We start from the raw sequence: 17,149 nt of genomic DNA, 5'->3' as shown, positions 1-17,149 counted from the left end.
CTCAGCCCTCCTGGCTCTGGTCGACGGGTCGGATGAGGAGGCTGCCGCTCGGATGGACCGTCGCCGCGTGGTCGCGCAGCACGAGGGTCGTGGAGTCCATCTCGGTGATCACGGCTGGCCCGGTGACGACGTTGCCCGCCTTGAGGAGCGACCGGTCGTAGACGTCCGCGTCGACCAAGCCGCCGTCGGACCAGATCTGGTGCTGCTGCACGCGCGCCGGTGAGGCGTCGCTGCCGCCGTCCTCCAGCTCGACGGAGCCCACGTCGGGACGCGGCGCGTCAGCGGTGGCGCGGAGCGTCACCAGCTCGTGCTCGGCGTCGAGCACGAAGGAGAACAACCGGTCGTGCTCGGTGTCGAACGCCTTGCCGAGCGCCTCCAGCCCGCCCCCGCCGCCGTCGAAGGCGTCGATGTCGACGGACACGGGGATCTCGAAGCCCTGGCCGTGGTAGCGCAGGTCGGCCGAGTAGCTCACGCGGAGGTCGTCCTCGGGGACACCTTCGGCCGTCAGCGTGCCGCGAGCCGACGCCGCCAGGTCGTCCAGGATGGCCCGCAGGCCGTCGTCGGTGAGCTCGGCGAAGCGACGTACGAGGGTGCGGACCGCCTCGTCACGCAGGCTGGTGGTCGCGTCGCCATAGGCGCAGAGCACGCCGGGGGAGGGCGGGATGATGACCGGCCAGGACCCGGTGAGCCGTCCGAGCGCGTTGGCGTGCAGCGGGCCGGCTCCACCGAACGCGACGAGGGCGAAGTCGCGGGGGTCGAAGCCCTGCTGCACCGAGACCAGGCGCAGAGCCCCGAACATGTTCTCGTTGACGATGTCGATGATCCCTGCTGCCGCGGCCTCTACCGAGCCCAGGCCCGTCGCGTCCGCGATGGTCTGGACGGCGGTGCGGGCCGCCTCGGGGTCGAGCGTGACCTCGCCGCCGGCGAGCGCGGTGGGGAGGTGCCCCAGCACCACGTTGGCGTCGGTGACCGTCGGCTCGGTCCCGCCGGCTGCGTACGCCGCCGGGCCGGGCGCCGCGCCCGCGGACTGCGGGCCCACCCGCAACGCCTGGGTGAGCGGCGGGACGTGCGCGATGGAGCCGCCACCGGCGCCGACGGTGCGGACGTCGACCGACGTGGCGCGGACCTTGAGGTCGCCGACGGTGGTCTCGCGGCCGATGCGCGGAGCGAGGTCCTCGACCAGCGCCACGTCCGTCGACGTGCCGCCCATGTCGAAGGTGAGGAAGTTGCGGTGCCCGGTCTGGGCGGCGACCCACGCGGCTCCCGTCACGCCGCCCGCGGGGCCGGAGAGCAGCAGGTTGACCGGGTTGTCGGCGGCGACGCCAGCGGAGACGAGGCCGCCGTCGCTGCGGAGGATCGAGAGCGAGCCGCTGACGCCCGAGTCCCGCAGCTGGCCCTCGAGGTTGGCGACGTAGCGCTTCACCTGCGGCTGCACCACGGCGTTGGCGACCGTCGTGATCGTCCGCTCGTACTCCCGCAGCTCGGGCAGGACCGCCGACGACATCGAGACCGCGAGACCGGGGAGCTCCTCGGCGGCGAGCTCGCGGACGCGCTCCTCGTGGGCGGAGTTGGCGTAGGAGTTGATCAGGCTGATGCTCAGGGCCTCGATGCCGCGACCGGCCAGGGCCCGCAGCTGGGTGCGGACGTCGTCCTCGTCGAGCTCGGTGACGACCGATCCGTCGCTGGCGATGCGTCCCCGCACCTCGACGGTGTCCTCCAGCGCGGCGAGCGGCTCGGGCTTGGGCCAGATGATCCAGCCCGCCAGGCCGCCGGGGACGAAGGACCGGGCGATCTGCAGCACCTGGCGGAACCCGTGGGTGGTCACGAGGCCGACCCGGGCGCCCTTGCCCTCGAGGATGGCGTTGGTCGCGACCGTCGTCCCGTGGAAGACGTCGCCGACCGAGGTGCGCTCGATGCCGGCGGCGGCGCACGCCTGGTCGATGCCGCGCAGCACGCCGATGGACTGGTCCTCGGGGGTGGAGGAGGTCTTGGCGCGGAACGTCGCGCCGGAGTCCTCGTCGATCAGCAGGATGTCGGTGAACGTTCCACCCACGTCGACTCCGAGCCGGTAGGTCATGCTGCTCTCCTTGATGTCGGTGGTGCGCCTCAGATGACGCCGTCGGCGCGCAGGGACGACAGGTCGTCGTCCCCCAGGCCGAGCAGGCCGCGGTAGACGGCGTCGTTGTGCTCGCCCAGGGCCGGACCGACGTGTCGGACCGATCCGGGGCTCTCCGAGAGCTTGGGGGCGACGTTGTGCATCGCGAACTCACCCAGGTCGGGGTGGGCCAGGCGGACGATGGCCTCGCGGGCCGCGAAGTGCTCGTCGGCCAGCATGTCCTTGGCGCGGAAGATGCGCCCGGCCGGTACGCCGCCGGCGTGCAGGCGCTCGAGCAGGTCGTCGGCGCGCACCGTCGTGCTCCACTCGGCGATCAGGCCGTCGAGCTCCTCCATGTGCTTGCCGCGGGCGCCGTGCGAGGCGTATTTCTCGTCGGTGGCCAGGTCGGGGCGGCCCATGACGTCGGCCAGCCGGCGGAACACGGTGTCCTGGTTGGCGGCGATGAGGACCATCTCCCCGTCGGCGGTGGGGTAGACGTTGCTCGGAGAGACGTTGGGCAGCGTCGTACCGGTTCGCTCGCGCTGGTAGCCGGCCACCTGCCACTCGGGCACGAGCGACTCCATCAGGGAGAGGACGGCCTCGTAGATGGCGGAGTCGACGACCTGGCCGCGACCGGTGCGCCCGCGCTGGTGCAGCGCGACCAGGGTGCCCAGGCAGGCGAAGGTGGCCGCTAACGAGTCGCCGAGGGAGACCCCGGCGCGGGCCGGTGGCCGGTCCGGGTCGCCGGTGACGTAGCGGATCCCGCCCATCGCCTCGCCGATCGAGCCGTAGCCCGCGCGGGCGGCGTACGGTCCGGTCTGCCCGAACCCGGTGACCCGGGTGACCACGAGACCGGGGTTGGTCTCCCACAGCGTCTCGGGGGCCAGACCCCAGCGCTCCAGCGTGCCGGGACGGAAGTTCTCGATCAGCACGTCGGCCTCGGCGACCATGCGCCGGACGAGGTCCTGGCCGCGCGCGGTGCGCAGGTCGGCGGTGACCGACAGCTTGTTGCGGGCGACCACCGGCCACCACAGCGACTGGCCGTAGGGCTTCTCCCGGCCCCACTGGCGCATCGGGTCGCCGTTGACCGGGTCCTCGACCTTGATGACCTCCGCCCCGAAGTCGCCGAGGAGCTGGCCGCAGAACGGGCCGGCCAGGAGCTGGCCCAGCTCGACGACGCGCAGGTCGTCGAGGGGGAGAGCCGACGGTGAGGCCACAGGAGCCCTTTCGTATGCAAAGCAGGCGCAAGGTGTGAGGCAGGTCATATCGACCTCGGCCGACGCTAGCGACGGGTCGCCGTCGACGTCAATGGCGTCTCACGAATTGCATACAATCTGGGCCGAGGTGCGCTGGGCGCTGCTAGGGTTCGCGACCATGACCCAGGACGCGGGCGCGGACACCGGCAAGGCCGCCGAGGTCACCTACGCGACGATCCGGCGGCAGATCCTCAGCGGCGAGCGCGCCGGTGGGGAGTGGCTGCGCGAGGGCGACCTCGCCGCCGTCATCGGCGTGAGCCGTACGCCGGTGCGCGAGGCCCTGCGACGCCTCGCCGCGGAAGGACTGGTCCGGCACGAGCCCAACCGTGGCGTGCAGGTCGAGGACTGGGGGGTCGGCGACCTGGACGAGATCTTCAGCCTCCGCTCGCAGCTCGAGCCGTGGGGGTGCGGCCTCGCCGCGACCACCGGCCTGGCCGACCTCGACAGGCTCGGCCGGCTGGCCGACCGGATGGACGAGGAGGCGCGACGCGACCCGCCCGACCTCGACGCGATCACCGGGCTCAACAACGAGTTCCACCGCACCGTGCTCGAGGCGTCCGGCAACGGGCGCCTGGTCGGGATGGTGTCGTCGGTGGTGGAGGTGCCGCTGGTGTGGCGCACGTTCTCGCACTACTCGCCCGAGGCGATGCGACGGAGCCTGGCGCACCACCACGAGATCGTGCAGGCCCTCGCCGCGGGCGACGCCGAGTGGGCCGAGTCGGTGATGCGGTCCCACGTGCGGGCCGCCTGGGTGAGCCTCCGGCAGGAGCACCCGGAGGGCCCCCCGGGCGCAGCTCAGCCGCGCATCGGGCCGCCGGCTCGGCCGTAGGACTCGGCGACGATCTCCGCCACCACCGACAGGGCGATCTCACCCGGGCCCTTGCCGCCCAGGTCGTGCCCCGCCGGCACGTGCAGCCTGGACACGTCGACCCCCTCCGCGCCGAGCTCGTCGAGGAGCCCGGCCGCGCGGCCGCGACTGGCCATCATCGCGACGTACGACGCCTCGGACGCCAGCGCGGCACGCAGCACGGCGGGTGCGTCGGGAGCGTCGTGGTCGCACAGCACCACGGCGTCACCGGGCCCCGGGTCGAGCCCGGGCCCGCCGTCGTCCGCCGACTCGACCACGACCGTGCGCCCGGCCGTCGACGCGATGGCGTCGATCGACCGCGAGATCGGGTTGTCGCTGAGGACCAGGATCCGGCCGTGCCGGACGGCGTCGTCCGACCACGGCTGCTGCCGATTGCTCATGCACGTCAGCCTAGGCTCGCGGGCATGCCGCTCACCATCCCTGCGGGGCTGCTCGCGCAGCGGGCGCTCGGGGACGGCTGGGGGCGCTGGCTCGACCGGCTGCCGCGGCTCGCGGGCGACCTGCTCGACGACTGGCGGCTGCGTCCGACCGGCACGGCTCTGCACGGCTTCTGCTCGCTGGTGCTCCCGGTCGTGGACGCCGACGGCGCGGCCGGTGCGCTGAAGGTCGGCTTCGACGGCGACGACGAGTCGCTCCACGAAGGCCTCGCCCTGCAGCACTGGGGCGGCAGGGGCGCCGTACGGCTCCAGCGGGCCGACCCGCGACGACGCGCGCTGCTGCTGGACTGGCTGCCCGGGCCCGACCTCGGCGACTCCTGGGACGTCGAGGCCTGCGAGGTGGTCGGCGAGCTCTACGGCCGGCTCCACATCCCGGCGATGCCGCAGCTGGCCGGCGTCTCGTCGTACGTCGAGCGGTGGCTCCGCGAGCTCGGCGAGCTGGGCCGCGACCTCCCCGTCCCGCGCCGCTACGTCGAGCAGGCCCTGTCGCTCGGCCCCGACCTGCTCGCCGACGAGGTGGCGAGGGTCGTCGTGCACGGCGATCTCCACTACGCCAACGTGATGGCCGACGACGCGGGGGAGTGGCTGGCCATCGACCCCAAGCCGATGGCCGGCGACCCGCACTACGAGCCGGCGCCGATGCTCTGGAACCGGATGGACGAGCTCAGCGGTCCGGGAGCGGTCGGATCGGTGCGCGACGGCCTGCGCCGGCGGTTCCACGCGCTGGTCGACACCGCCGGCCTCGACGAGGCGCGCGCCCGCGACTGGGTGGTCGTGCGGATGGTGCTCAACGCGGGGTGGGCGGTGCAGGACGCACAGCGCGCCGGTCGTCGCCTGACGGCGGAGGAGCAGGACTGGATCACCCGCTGCATCGCCGTCACCAAGGCCGTCCAGGACTGACCAAAGTCGGAAAGTCGCCCGTTTGACGGGACACTCGCCGCGTTTGCTACCGCTGGGTAAACCCCGTGATCTAGGTTACAGGCCAAGTCAGCAGCAAGCCCCGCTGTGTGGTGCCGTCGCGCCACGCTCCACGAATGAGTAGGTAACAGATGCCGACCACCATCGACACGGCCTTCCTCGACACCATGCCGCCCAACGTCGCCGTCCAGTTCTTCGACCGCGTCACCGCGACCCCCGACGCCGAGGCCTTCCGTTTTCCCCGTGGCGAGGCGTGGGAGTCCGTCACCTGGAAGCAGGCCGGCGACAAGGTCGAGGCGCTCGCCGCAGGCCTGATCGCGCTGGGCGTCGAGCCCGAGCAGCGCGTCGGCATCGCCTCCGGCACGCGCTACGAGTGGATCCTCGCGGACCTCGCGGTCATGTGCGCCGCCGGCGCCACCACCACGGTCTACCCGAGCACCAACGCCGAGGACACCGTCTACATCCTGGGTGACTCCGAGAGCCGCGTCGTCTTCGCCGAGGACGACGAGCAGGTCGCCAAGCTCACCGCGCACCGCTCCGAGCTGCCCCACGTCACGAAGGTCATCACCTTCGAGGGCGCGTCCGACGGCGACTGGGTGATCTCCCTGGAGGACCTCGCCGCGCTGGGTGCGGAGCGGCTGGCCGAGCAGCCCGACGTGGTGCGTACGACGTCGCAGGCGATCCGTCCCGACCAGCTGGCCACCCTCATCTACACCTCCGGCACCACCGGCCGCCCCAAGGGCGTGCGGCTGCGCCACTCCTCGTGGGTCTACGAGGGCGAGGCGATCCGCGCGCAGGGCATCCTCGGCCCCGACGACCTCGAGTTCCGCTGGCTGCCGATGGCCCACTCCTTCGGCAAGGTGCTGATGTCCACCCAGATGGCCTGCGGCTTCGCCGCGGCGATCGACGGCCGCGTCGAGAAGATCGTCGACAACCTGGGCGTGGTGAAGCCGACGTTCATGGGTGCCGCCCCGCGCATCTTCGAGAAGGCGCACGGGCGCATCGTCACCATGCAGGCCGCCGAGGGCGGGGCCAAGGAGAAGATCTTCAAGAAGGCGTTCGAGGTCGGCCTGGAGGTCGAGCGACGCAAGCGCGAGGGGCAGTCGGTGCCGCTGACCCTCAAGGTCCAGCACGGCCTCTTCGACCGGCTCGTCTTCTCCAAGATCCGCGACCGCTTCGGTGGAAACGTCCGCTTCTTCATCTCCGGTGCCGCGGCGCTCAACCGCGACATCGCGGAGTGGTTCGGCGTCGCCGGAATCAAGATCCTCGAGGGCTACGGCCTCACCGAGACCTCGGCGGGCTCGTTCGTCAACCACCCCGACCGCAACAAGTTCGGCACCGTGGGACCGGTCTTCCCCGGCAGCGAGGTCAAGCTCGGCGACAACGACGAGATCATGATCAAGGGTCCGGGCGTGATGGACGGCTACCACAACCTGCCCGAGGAGACGGCCAAGACCCTGACCTCCGACGGCTGGCTGCACACCGGCGACAAGGGCGCCGTCGACGAGGACGGCCACCTGGTCATCACGGGCCGCATCAAGGAGCTCTTCAAGACCTCCGGCGGCAAGTACATCGCCCCGCCGGCGATCGAGTCGAAGTTCAAGGCCGTGTGCCCCTACGCCAGCCAGTTCATGGTCTTCGGCGACGAGCGCAACTACTGCGTCGCGCTCGTCACCCTCGACCCCGACGCGATGGCGGGCTGGGCCGAGGAGAACGGCATGGGCGGCAAGTCCTACACCGAGATCGTGCAGTCCGACGAGGTGCAGAAGATGGTCGGCGGCTACGTCGACGAGCTCAACAGCCACCTCAACCGCTGGGAGACCATCAAGAAGTGGAAGCTCCTCGACCACGACCTGACGGTCGAGTCGGGCGAGCTGACCCCCTCGATGAAGGTCAAGCGCAACGTCGTGCAGGAGAACAACCAGGCGCTCATCGACCAGATGTACGCCTAGGGCTGACCATGGACGGGTGCCGGTGGGAGACCACTGGCACCCGTTCGCACGTCCGGCACGTGGTTGGATACCGGCGTGTCCCCCGCCCAGCCCGACGGTGACGTCGCCCCCGAGGACGGTCTGCTCCCCGACGAGGCGTGGGCCCAGTTCGGCAGCAAGCCCTTCGGCCTCTACGTCCACGTGCCGTTCTGCTCGGTGCGGTGCGGCTACTGCGACTTCAACACCTACACCGCCCAGGAGCTCGGCGACGAGGTCGGCGCCAGCCGGTCGTCGTACGCCGAGGCGGCGATCCGCGAGATCCGCTTCGCGCGCCAGGTGCTCGGCCACCGCGACGTCCCCATCGAGACGATCTTCTTCGGCGGTGGCACCCCCACGCTGCTGAAGGCCGCGGACCTCGGAGCCATCGTGGCCAGCGCCGCGGCGGAGTTCGGGCTCGTCGACGACGTCGAGATCACGACCGAGGCCAACCCCGACAGCGTCGCCGCCTGGGACCTCGAGGAGCTGCGCACCGCCGGCTTCAACCGGATCAGCTTCGGCATGCAGTCCGCGGTCGACCACGTGCTGCGCACGCTCGACCGCACCCACGACCCGATGCGCGTGCCCGCGGTCGTCGACTGGGCCCGGCAGGCCGGCTTCGACGACGTCAGCCTCGACCTGATCTACGGCACGCCGGGGGAGTCGCTGGCCGACTGGGAGACCTCGGTCGACGTCGCGTTGGGCTGCCGCCCCGACCACGTCTCCGCCTACTCGCTCATCGTCGAGGACGGCACCGCGATGGGCCGCCAGGTCAAGCGCGGCGAGCTGCCGATGCCCGACGAGGACGACCTGGCCGACAAGTACCACCTCGTCGACGAGAAGCTCTCCGCCGCCGGGATGAGCTGGTACGAGGTGTCCAACTGGGCCACGTCGCCCGACCACTGGTGCCGCCACAACCTGCTCTACTGGACCGGCGGGCACTGGTGGGGCGTCGGCCCCGGTGCGCACTCCCACGTCGGCGGGGTGCGCTGGTGGAACGTCAAGCACCCGGCGGCGTACGCCCAGCGGCTCGCCAGCGGCGTCTCACCCGCCCTGGCACGCGAGGTCCTCGGCTACCACGACCAGCGGGTCGAGCGGATCCTGCTGGAGATCCGGCTCGTCGAGGGGCTCCCGGTGACCGCCCTCGAGGCCACCGGCCGCTCCCACGTCGCCCGCCTCGTCGCCGACGGACTCGTCGAGCTCGCCACCGAGCGCCTCGTGCTCACCCAGCGCGGCCGGCTCCTCGCCGACGCGATCGTGCGCGACCTGGTCGACTGAACCAGCGCGCCCGTCAGGGCGCGGTGGTGAAGTCAATGAGCTCCTCGACCCGGCCGAGGAGGGCGGGCTCGAGGTCGGCGAAGGAGCTCACCCGGCCGAGGATGTGCTTCCAGGCGCGGGCGATGTCGGCCTGGTCGCGGTGCGGCCAGCCGAGCTGCTGGCAGGTGCCGGTCTTCCAGTCGATCCCGCGGGGGACGGAGGGCCACGCGGGGATGCCGAGCCGGTCGGGCTTGACCGCCTGCCAGATGTCGATGAACGGGTGGCCGACGACCAGGACGTGCTTGCCGATGGGGGAGCGGGCGATGCCCTGGGCGATGCGCGCCTCCTTCGACCCGGTGACCAGGTGGTCGACCAGGACGCCGACGCGGCGCTGCGGGCCGGGCTTGAAGTCGCGCAGGTGCTCGGCGAGGTCGTCGACGCCGCCGAGGTACTCGACGACCACGCCCTCGATCCGCAGGTCGTCGCCCCAGACCTTCTCGACGAGCTCGGCGTCGTGCCGGCCCTCGACGAAGATGCGGCTGGCGCGCGCGACGCGGGCTCGCGCGTTGGGCACCGCGACCGAGCCGGACGCCGTACGCGTGGGGGCTGCGGGGGCACCCGTCCGCACGGGACGGGTGAGGATCACCGGCCTGCCCTCGAGGAGGAAGCCGGGGCCGAGCGGGAACGTGCGCCGCTTGCCGCGCCGGTCCTCCAGCGTGAGCGTGTCGATGTCGCGGTCGACGGCGACGACCTCGCCGCACCAGTCGGTGGTGACCTCCTCGACGACCATCCCGATCTCGGTCGGCACCTCGGTGGCGCGGCCGTTCTTCGGGACACGCCAGTCGCCGGAGAGGACGTCGGTTCCGTAGCGATCCTGGGGCACCGCTCCACGTTAGGCGCCCGTCGGCCCGCCGGCCGGGTGGCTCGCCGTGCGTCGCGGATCACACCCGGTGCGGCGGGAGCCGGGGGACTGTCGGGGACTCAGCCCCCGGCGATGCCGCTGCCCTCGGCACCGTCGCCGCTGTTGGCGTCGGAGCCCTTGTCGGAGCCCTCGTCGGAGTCGCCGGACTGGGTGGGCGCCTGGCTGGCGCCGTCGTCGTTGCCCAGGTCCTCCTGGGTGGCGTCCATCTCGAGCTCTTCACGGCTCTTGGTGTCCTCGGCGTCGGGGTCGAGGGGCTCGGCCAGCGGGTTGTCCTCGCCGGGCTGCAGGTCGTCGGGCAGCTGGTCGTCGGAGATGCCGCCCAGGGTGGCGCCGTCGGGCGAGGTGGTGCCGCCGGAGTGGTCGGAGTCGGCAGGACTGGTGCCGCTGCCCGCCTTGGGCGTGTCGGTCGACTCCGTGTTGTCGGTCTGGGACTCGCTGTTCTCGGTCATGCCACCAGTCCTACTGGGCCGACCACCGCGAGAACAGCCCCCGGAGGGTGTGGGCCGGTCGGGCGGCTAGATGAGGGGGAGCCGCTTCTGGCTGCGGGGCAGGTGCTCGTAGCCCAGCCGGACGGCGCTCCCGAGCCGCTCGCGCTCCCACGGCCACTCGCCGGCGGCGAGGGCCTCGGACTGCGGCACCCCGCGCGAGGCGAGGTCGCGGATGGTCTCGGCGATGACGCCGAGCTCGGTGCGCTGGTCCTGGACGAACTCCTTGTCGACGACCTTCCCGTGCCCCGGCACGACGACCGTGGAGTCGGTCATCAGGCCGAGGACCAGGTCGAGGGTCAGCGGCCACTCCAGCGGCCACGAGTCGTCGCCGATGAACGGGGGGTCGGACTCCTCGACCAGGTCGCCGCCCAGCAGCACGTCGGCGTCCGGCACGCGTACGACGAGGTCGCCTGCCGTGTGCCCACGCCCGGGGTGGATGAGCTCGACGGCCCGGTCGCCCAGGTCGAGCTGGACGGCGGAGGAGAAGGTGCGCGTGGGCAGGCGGAGGGTGGTCGCGAGGATCTCGTCGCGGCGCGGGTTGAGGGTGTCCTGCCCGTACTGCTCGAAGGTGTGCGCCGACGACACCTCCATGTGCTCGGCCGCCCAGTCGGTCGCGTGGATCGGCAGGTCGCCGAACTGCTCGACCATCGTCGCGTTGCCGAAGTGGTGGTCCCAGTGCTCGTGCGTGTTGACCAGCCCGGTCAGCGGACCCGCGCCGAGGCGGCGTACGTCGTCGGCGACGATCCGCGCCTCGGCGGCCGACCCGTGCGTGTCGACCATCAGCAGGCCGTCGGACCCGCCGATCAGCGTGATGTTGACGTGCATCCAGTCGTAGTGCGCGACCCACACGCGCGGGGCGACCTCGGTGAACCGAGGGGTGTCGTCGGGCATGACCGCGAGCCTACGGACTGCTAGTAGTCTTGGCACTCCGGGCGAACGAGTGCCAGAAACGCGAACGTGCAGAGGAGTGGCTCGATGGTCGACGACCGCAAGCTCGACGTGCTCCGCGCGATCGTGGAGGACTACGTCGCGACGGAGGAGCCGGTCGGCTCCAAGGCGCTCGTCGAGCGGCACGGACTGGGCGTCTCACCGGCGACGGTCCGCAACGACATGGCCGCGCTCGAGGACGAGGGCTACATCCACCAGCCCCACACCAGTGCGGGGCGCGTCCCCACCGACAAGGGCTACCGGCTCTTCGTCGACAAGCTCGCCACGCTCAAGCCGATGAGCGCGGCGGAGCGCCGGGCGATCGCGACGCTGCTCGACGGGGCGGTCGACCTCGACGACGTCGTGCAGCGCTCGGTCCGGCTGCTCAGCCAGCTCACCCGCCAGGTCGCGATCGTGCAGTACCCGTCGCTCTCGCGCTCGACGGTCCGCCACATCGAGCTGGTGTCGCTCACCCCGACCCGGGTGATGCTGATCCTCATCCTCAGCACCGGTCGGGTCGAGCAGCGCCTCGTCGAGCTCGACGCACCCGTGGTCGACAGCGACCTCGCCGAGCTGCGGGTCGCGGTCAACCAGGCCAGCGTCGGCGTGCAGATCGCTGCGGCCGCCGTCGCGCTCTGCGACCTGCCCGACGGCGTACGCCCCGAGCAGGTCGACTCGGCCCGCGCGATCGTGGGCGTGCTCACCGAGGCGATGTCCGACCACCGCAGCGACGAGCGCGTCGCAGTCGGCGGCACCGCCAACCTCGCCCGCTACGGCGACTTCGACACCGCCGTCCGACCACTGCTCGAGGCGCTGGAGGAGCACGTCGTGCTGCTCAAGCTGCTGGGGGAGTCGGGGACCGATGCGCTGATGGTGCGCATCGGCCACGAAGGCCCCTACTCCGAGCTCGCGGCCACGAGCGTCGTGGCCACCGGCTACGGCCCGCAGGAGTTCCACCTCGGCTCCCTGGGCGTCGTCGGCCCCACCCGCATGGACTACCCCGGATCCATGGCAGCCGTGCGCGCGGTCGCGCGCTACGTCTCCCGGATCCTCGATGAAGGAAACCAGTGACACAGGACCCCTACGAGATCCTCGGCGTCTCGCGTGACGCGAGCGCCGACGACGTCAAGAAGGCCTACCGCAAGCTTGCGCGGCAGCTCCACCCCGACGTCAACCCCGACCCGGAGACGCAGGAGCGGTTCAAGGACGTCTCGCGCGCCTACGAGGTGCTGAGCGACCCCGGCAAGCGCGCGGCCTACGACCGCGGCGGCGACGCCTTCAGCCAGGGCTTCGGCGGTGCCGGTCAGGGCTTCAGCTTCACCGACATCATGGACGCGTTCTTCGGTGGCGGTGCCGCCGGCGGCGCGCAGACCCGTGGCCCGCGGTCGCGCGCCCGGCGCGGCCAGGACGCGCTGATCCGGCTCGACGTCGAGCTCGCGGAGGCCGGCTTCGGCGTCACCCGCGACCTCAAGGTCGACACGGCGCTGCGCTGCGAGGCGTGCGAGGGCCAGGGCACCGCGCCCGGCACCTCGCCGACCACCTGCGAGACCTGCCACGGCCAGGGCGAGGTCGCCGTGGTCCAGCGCTCGTTCCTCGGCGAGATCCGCACGCTCCGCCCGTGCGCGGCCTGCCGCGGCTACGGCTCGATCATCCCGGACCCCTGCCGTGAGTGCTCGGGCGACGGCCGCGTGCGCTCGCGCCGCACCCTGACGGTCAAGATCCCCGCCGGCGTCGATCACGGCACCCGCGTCCAGCTCACCGGCCAGGGCGAGGTCGGCCCCGGCGGCGGCCCGGCCGGCGACCTCTACGTCGAGATCCACGTCGAGCCGCACCCCACCTTCACCCGCCACGGCAACGACCTCCACACCACGATCTCGCTGCCGATGTCGGCGGCCGCCCTCGGCACCCAGCTCACGCTTCCGCTGCTCGAGGCCGACCTGCCCGCCTCGTCCGACGAGTCCTCGGAGACCGTGACGACCTACGACCTCGACATCCGCCCCGGCACCCAGTCGGGCAGCGAGCAGGTGGTCCGCGGCTTCGGCGTGCCGAGCCTGCGCGGCGGTCGCGGCGACCTCGTCGTCAGCATCGCCGTGGAGACCCCCACCCGGCTCGACCCCCGCCAGGAGGAGCTGCTGCGCGAGCTCGCGGCGATCCGTGGCGAGGAGCAGCCCGACGGCAAGAACGAGGCGCCGCACAAGTCGATGTTCGGTCGGCTCCGCGACGCCTTCCAGGGCTGAGCCCGGGTGTCGCTCCCGGTCCACCTCGTCGAGTCCCTGGACGGGTCGGCGCCCGGCACGCTCGTCGAGGTGACCGGAGACGAGGCGCACCACGCGGTCGCCGTACGCCGCCTCCGCGAGGGTGAGCAGGTCGTCCTCACCGACGGCCGGGGCACCTCGGCCACGGGGTCGGTCGCGTCGACGGGCAAGCGGGTCTTCTCCGTCACGGTCGAGTCCGTCGCGCAGGAGCCCCGACCGGAGCCGGCCATCACCGTCGTGCAGGCGCTGCCCAAGGGGGAGCGCGGCGAGCTGGCGGTCGAGGTCCTCACCGAGGTCGGCGTCGACCGCATCGTGCCGTGGGCGGCGTCGCGCTCGGTGGCTGTCTGGAAGGGCGAGCGAGCGACGAAGTCGCACGCGAAGTGGCAGGCCACCGCCCGAGAGGCGGCCAAGCAGTCGCGCCGCTCGTGGCTGCCCACCGTCACCCCGCTGGCCTCCACGGCCGACCTCGCGGCCCTCGTCGCGGAGGCCGACCTCGCGCTGGTGCTGCACGAGGACGCCACCTTGCCCCTGGGTGCGCTGGTGGTCCCCGAAGCGGGCCGGATCGTGCTCGTGGTGGGACCGGAGGGCGGCATCAGCCCCGACGAGCTGGCGGTGCTGGCCGACGCCGGCGCGCACGTCGTACGTCTCGGTGCCGAGGTGCTGCGCACCTCCACCGCCGGGGTGGTGGCCGTCGCCGCGGTGCTGGCCCGCACGTCGCGCTGGGCCTGACACGCCGGGGCTAGTCGACGACCGTGATCCGCCGGGTGTCGGAGTCGGTGGTGCCGTCGGAGTTCTCGACCGTCGCGATCACGTCGTACTCACCGGGCTGGACGTCGTCGCTGCTCAGGCCCAAGCTGAAGGAGCCGGCGGGATCGCTCGTCTGGTTGAGAGTGAAGCTCGCGGGTCCCAGAACCACAGCGGTGCCCTCCCTGCGCTGCACTCGCACCGTGACGAGGTCGTCGGCGCTGGTGGCACGGCCGCTGACCCAGACGGTGCCATCCGCGCGCTTTTTCTGGCCCTCGGAGGGCTCGGTCAGCGACACGGGGGCGAGCACGTCGAGGTCCGGGGAGCCCGTCAGCGGTGCCGTCGTCGGCACGCCGAGGACCGTGTCTGTCACCTGCTGCTCGATCTGCACGTCGACGGGCACCTTGCCCTGGCCGTACACCTCCTGGGCGGTCCGGACGAGCTGCTCGAGCGCCAGGCGGGCTTCCTCCTCGGTCATGTCCGCTGGACGGTCCACCGGAGCGCCTTCGAGGCTGACCATGATCCCGTCCGGTCCGGACGACCACTGGCGGAGGACCACGCCCTCGGGCCAGGGGGAGCGGTAGTCGGGGTCGAGCGCGTCGCCCCGGAGGACCGCGTCCATGGCGAGGACCACCCGTGAGTCGGGGTCGAGGTCGGACCGGAGCTCGCGGAAGAGCCGCGGGCCTGCTGCGGTGTCGCCCACGAAGTACACGTGCACCGGACGGCTCGTCCCTTGCCCGTCGGTCACGGTGTTGCCTGAGGTCGGCGGCGGGCCGGCAGGGTCGGGGCCTGTCGTCCGGGGTGCACCGCCAGTGCTCAGGGCGAACACCGTCACCACCGACGCAGCCACCAGCCCGGCGCCGCCGGCAGCCCACCACCCGCGACGCGTACGACGACCAGCGGGCGCGGTGGCGGCGCGGATCGCGTCCAGCCGGTCGCCCGGCTCGATGTCGTCAGCGACCTCGTGGAGGAGGTCCCGGATCTTCAGGTCGTTCATGAGGGGTCCTCCCACCAGTCGCCGAGCAGGTCGCGCAGGGCCGCGCTGCCGCGGGATGCGTGTGACTTGACGGCACCGCGCGAGACGCCGATCGCGTCCGCGATCTGCGCCTCCGACCAGTCCAGGTAGTAGCGCAGGACGAGCACCTCGCGCTGCCGCTCGGTGAGCCGGAGCAGCGCCTCGCGGACGGCGTCGCGGCGGGCGCCGCCGACGGACGGCCCGTCGACGGTGCCCTCGCCCGGAGCGGTGGCTCGCACGTGGCGCTCGACGACGGCCCGGTGCCGCAGGGCCGATCGGGAGCGGTTCACGACGGCCTGCCGCAGGTAGGCGAGCGCCTTCTCGGGGTCGCGGAGCCGCGACCACTTGCCGTGCATCGCGACGAAGGCGTCCTGGACGACGTCCTCCGCGGCCTGCTGGTCGTGGACGAGCAGGGCGGAGAGCCGGACGAGCTGGCGCCAGTGGGCGGCGTACAGCTGCTCGACCGCGACGTCTGCGTCCACGCCGACGAGGCTCAGGTGGTCAGGCACCGGAGTCCTCCCTCGGCGGGGTCTGGTCTGGATGGTCACGGCAAGGTGACGCCCCAGCGGGCGGTCCGGTTGACGCCTCAGCCGACGGTGATCGTCTTCGTGTCGACGGCCGGGCCGGGGCCCTCGGTGCCTCCCGTGGGGTCGTCGGTCTCGCACTGGACCACGACCTCGCCGGCGACGTCGCCGAGCGGCAGGTCCACCTCGAACGGGAACAGCCGGTTGCCCATCCAGCCCGCTGACTGGTAGCCCTCGAGCGCGATCTCCTTGCCACCCTGCAGGAGTCGGCACGGCCCGCTGGCCTCGAAGGAGTTGGCCACCCCCGTCACGGTCAGGGTGTCGCCGCTGACGGTGTCGCCCTCGGCGGGCGAGGTGATGTTCACGAGGTTGAGGGTGCGCAGCGCCCCGGCGGACTCGAACGGCGTCCCGGTCGGGAGCCCGAAGAGCGGTGCGCCGCCCTCGCGCTGCACCTGCACCGGCACGCGCTCCTGCTGCACGCCCTGGAGCGTGTAGACGAGCTGCTGGACGGCGAGCCTGGCGTCGCGCCGCGACATCCCGTCGGGGCGGTCGGTGAACCCGTCGGAGGGGATCTCGACCAGGAGGACCCCGTCGGTCGCCTGGACCGAGCTGATCTCCACGCCGGGCCAGAGGGTCCGGTAGTCCGGGTCGACGGGCTGGCCGCCGCCGGCGACGAGCCGGGCGGCCTCGGTCAGCGGGTCGCCCTCGACGCGCTGGAACTCGCGGAACAGGACGGTGCGTCCGCCGGGGCCGTCGCCGGCGAAGTAGACCGGGACAGCGGTGCCGGATACCGCCGGCTCCGAGGGGGACCCCGACCCGGCGGGTGACTCGGTCGGGGACACCGAGTCGGACTCCTGTCCGGCATCGGACCCGGTCTCCGAGGGCTGCGGCTCCTCGGTCGCCGTGCCCGTGTCGTCGGAGACCGGCGTCGGGTCGTCGCTGCACCCGGCGAGGGCCAGGCTGCTCGCCACGACGACGGCCGCGGCGCCCGCCCAGCGTCGTACGGCGCGGGCGCGAGCCGGTCGTGGAGTGGAGGGGAAGGTCATGATCGCCACGGTAGTGCGAGGCGCGGGTGCCGCTTCCAGTCCCACGCCGCGCCGCCAGAGCCTAGGGTGGCGCCATGAGCGAGACGGCCCCCGACTGCATCTTCTGCAAGATCGTCGCCGGCGAGGTCCCGGCCGACGTGCTCGGCCGCAACGCCCACGCCGTCTCGATCAAGGACCTCAACCCGCAGGCGCCGTTCCACGCCCTGGTGATCACGGTGGACCACCACGACAACGCCGCCGCCTCCGCGGCCGCCGACCCGGCCAGCATCGGCCACCTGGTCGCCCTCGCCGACGAGGTCGCACGGGAGTCCGGCAACGCCGACTACCGGCTCATCGCCAACACCGGCACGGGCGCCGGCCAGACGGTGTTCCACACCCACCTCCACGTGCTCGGCGGCTCGCCGCGCATGTCCGAGACGCTGGTCTGAGC

The 17,149-nt window shown here is 72.5% G+C and carries 17 protein-coding genes; 8 read left to right on the top strand and 9 right to left on the bottom strand.

Going from position 1 to position 17,149, the window contains the following annotated elements:
• Nucleotide 1: 1 nt before the first annotated feature.
• On the bottom strand, nucleotides 2–2,077 hold the full coding sequence (locus ACXJKB_RS15835) for a hydantoinase/oxoprolinase family protein (RefSeq protein WP_457189991.1): 2,076 nt from the start codon (nucleotides 2,075–2,077) through the stop codon (nucleotides 2–4).
• 29 nt (nucleotides 2,078–2,106) lie between these two features.
• Complete coding sequence (locus ACXJKB_RS15830) at nucleotides 2,107–3,312, bottom strand: CaiB/BaiF CoA transferase family protein (protein WP_457189989.1); 1,206 nt, start codon at nucleotides 3,310–3,312, stop codon at nucleotides 2,107–2,109.
• A gap of 157 nt (nucleotides 3,313–3,469) precedes the next feature.
• Here ACXJKB_RS15830 and ACXJKB_RS15825 point away from each other — a divergent pair, with 157 nt between their 5' ends.
• Nucleotides 3,470–4,180 (top strand): GntR family transcriptional regulator, encoded by a 711-nt coding sequence (locus tag ACXJKB_RS15825; protein ID WP_457189987.1) that lies wholly within the window; start codon nucleotides 3,470–3,472, stop codon nucleotides 4,178–4,180.
• Here the strand turns inward: ACXJKB_RS15825 and ACXJKB_RS15820 are convergent.
• Entirely contained in the window at nucleotides 4,147–4,599 is a 453-nt protein-coding gene (locus ACXJKB_RS15820; RefSeq protein WP_457189985.1) for an XdhC family protein, read from the bottom strand. The genes ACXJKB_RS15825 and ACXJKB_RS15820 overlap by 34 nt on opposite strands.
• 24 nt (nucleotides 4,600–4,623) lie before the next feature.
• On the opposite strand from ACXJKB_RS15820, the gene ACXJKB_RS15815 reads away from it, so the two are divergent.
• The 3 genes from ACXJKB_RS15815 (at nucleotide 4,624) to hemW (ending at nucleotide 8,819) form a co-directional block, all read left to right on the top strand.
• Complete coding sequence (locus ACXJKB_RS15815; RefSeq protein WP_457189983.1) at nucleotides 4,624–5,556, top strand: aminoglycoside phosphotransferase family protein; 933 nt, start codon at nucleotides 4,624–4,626, stop codon at nucleotides 5,554–5,556.
• A gap of 149 nt (nucleotides 5,557–5,705) precedes the next feature.
• Complete coding sequence (locus tag ACXJKB_RS15810) at nucleotides 5,706–7,526, top strand: AMP-dependent synthetase/ligase (RefSeq protein WP_457189981.1); 1,821 nt, start codon at nucleotides 5,706–5,708, stop codon at nucleotides 7,524–7,526.
• Between the two features lie 75 nt (nucleotides 7,527–7,601).
• Nucleotides 7,602–8,819, top strand: a complete 1,218-nt coding sequence (hemW, locus tag ACXJKB_RS15805; RefSeq protein ID WP_457189979.1) for a radical SAM family heme chaperone HemW — start codon at nucleotides 7,602–7,604, stop codon at nucleotides 8,817–8,819.
• Between the two features lie 13 nt (nucleotides 8,820–8,832).
• Here the strand turns inward: hemW and ACXJKB_RS15800 are convergent, their stop codons facing one another.
• The 3 genes from ACXJKB_RS15800 to ACXJKB_RS15790 all read right to left on the bottom strand — a co-directional run bounded on the left by ACXJKB_RS15800 (nucleotide 8,833) and on the right by ACXJKB_RS15790 (nucleotide 11,099).
• Nucleotides 8,833–9,681: a DUF3097 domain-containing protein gene (locus ACXJKB_RS15800; protein ID WP_457189977.1), complete on the bottom strand. Its 849-nt coding sequence runs from the start codon at nucleotides 9,679–9,681 to the stop codon at nucleotides 8,833–8,835.
• Between the two features lie 98 nt (nucleotides 9,682–9,779).
• Nucleotides 9,780–10,169: a hypothetical protein gene (locus ACXJKB_RS15795; RefSeq protein ID WP_457189975.1), complete on the bottom strand. Its 390-nt coding sequence runs from the start codon at nucleotides 10,167–10,169 to the stop codon at nucleotides 9,780–9,782.
• Nucleotides 10,170–10,235: 66 nt separating this feature from the next.
• A complete protein-coding gene (locus tag ACXJKB_RS15790) occupies nucleotides 10,236–11,099 on the bottom strand; it encodes an MBL fold metallo-hydrolase (RefSeq protein ID WP_457189973.1) in 864 nt (287 codons plus the stop codon).
• Between the two features lie 84 nt (nucleotides 11,100–11,183).
• Here ACXJKB_RS15790 and hrcA point away from each other — a divergent pair, with 84 nt between their 5' ends.
• The 3 genes from hrcA to ACXJKB_RS15775 are packed head-to-tail and all read left to right on the top strand — an operon-like array spanning nucleotide 11,184 to nucleotide 14,119.
• Nucleotides 11,184–12,206, top strand: a complete 1,023-nt coding sequence (hrcA, locus tag ACXJKB_RS15785; RefSeq protein ID WP_457189971.1) for a heat-inducible transcriptional repressor HrcA — start codon at nucleotides 11,184–11,186, stop codon at nucleotides 12,204–12,206.
• Entirely contained in the window at nucleotides 12,203–13,372 is a 1,170-nt protein-coding gene (gene dnaJ, locus ACXJKB_RS15780) for a molecular chaperone DnaJ (protein WP_300051707.1), read from the top strand. Before hrcA ends, dnaJ begins: the two co-directional genes overlap by 4 nt.
• A 6-nt stretch (nucleotides 13,373–13,378) precedes the next feature.
• Nucleotides 13,379–14,119, top strand: coding sequence for a 16S rRNA (uracil(1498)-N(3))-methyltransferase (locus tag ACXJKB_RS15775; RefSeq protein WP_457189969.1), 741 nt, complete (start codon nucleotides 13,379–13,381; stop codon nucleotides 14,117–14,119).
• 10 nt (nucleotides 14,120–14,129) lie between these two features.
• On the opposite strand, the gene ACXJKB_RS15770 is transcribed toward ACXJKB_RS15775, so the two are convergent.
• The 3 genes from ACXJKB_RS15770 to ACXJKB_RS15760 form a co-directional block, all read right to left on the bottom strand.
• Nucleotides 14,130–15,131 carry a GerMN domain-containing protein gene (locus ACXJKB_RS15770; RefSeq protein ID WP_457189967.1) on the bottom strand — a complete coding sequence of 334 codons (1,002 nt, stop codon included), beginning with the start codon at nucleotides 15,129–15,131 and terminating at the stop codon, nucleotides 14,130–14,132.
• Nucleotides 15,128–15,658 (bottom strand): SigE family RNA polymerase sigma factor, encoded by a 531-nt coding sequence (locus tag ACXJKB_RS15765; RefSeq protein ID WP_457189966.1) that lies wholly within the window; start codon nucleotides 15,656–15,658, stop codon nucleotides 15,128–15,130. Before ACXJKB_RS15765 ends, ACXJKB_RS15770 begins: the two co-directional genes overlap by 4 nt.
• A gap of 77 nt (nucleotides 15,659–15,735) precedes the next feature.
• Nucleotides 15,736–16,719, bottom strand: coding sequence for a Gmad2 immunoglobulin-like domain-containing protein (locus ACXJKB_RS15760; RefSeq protein ID WP_457189964.1), 984 nt, complete (start codon nucleotides 16,717–16,719; stop codon nucleotides 15,736–15,738).
• Between the two features lie 74 nt (nucleotides 16,720–16,793).
• Between ACXJKB_RS15760 and ACXJKB_RS15755 the strand changes: the two genes are divergently transcribed.
• A complete protein-coding gene (locus ACXJKB_RS15755; protein WP_457189962.1) occupies nucleotides 16,794–17,147 on the top strand; it encodes an HIT domain-containing protein in 354 nt (117 codons plus the stop codon).
• Nucleotides 17,148–17,149: the final 2 nt, after the last annotated feature.

It is taken from the genome of Nocardioides sp. P5_E3 (genome assembly GCF_054049275.1).
Note: the sequence above shows the minus strand (reverse complement) of the source record. Positions and strands in the feature narration are given on the sequence as shown.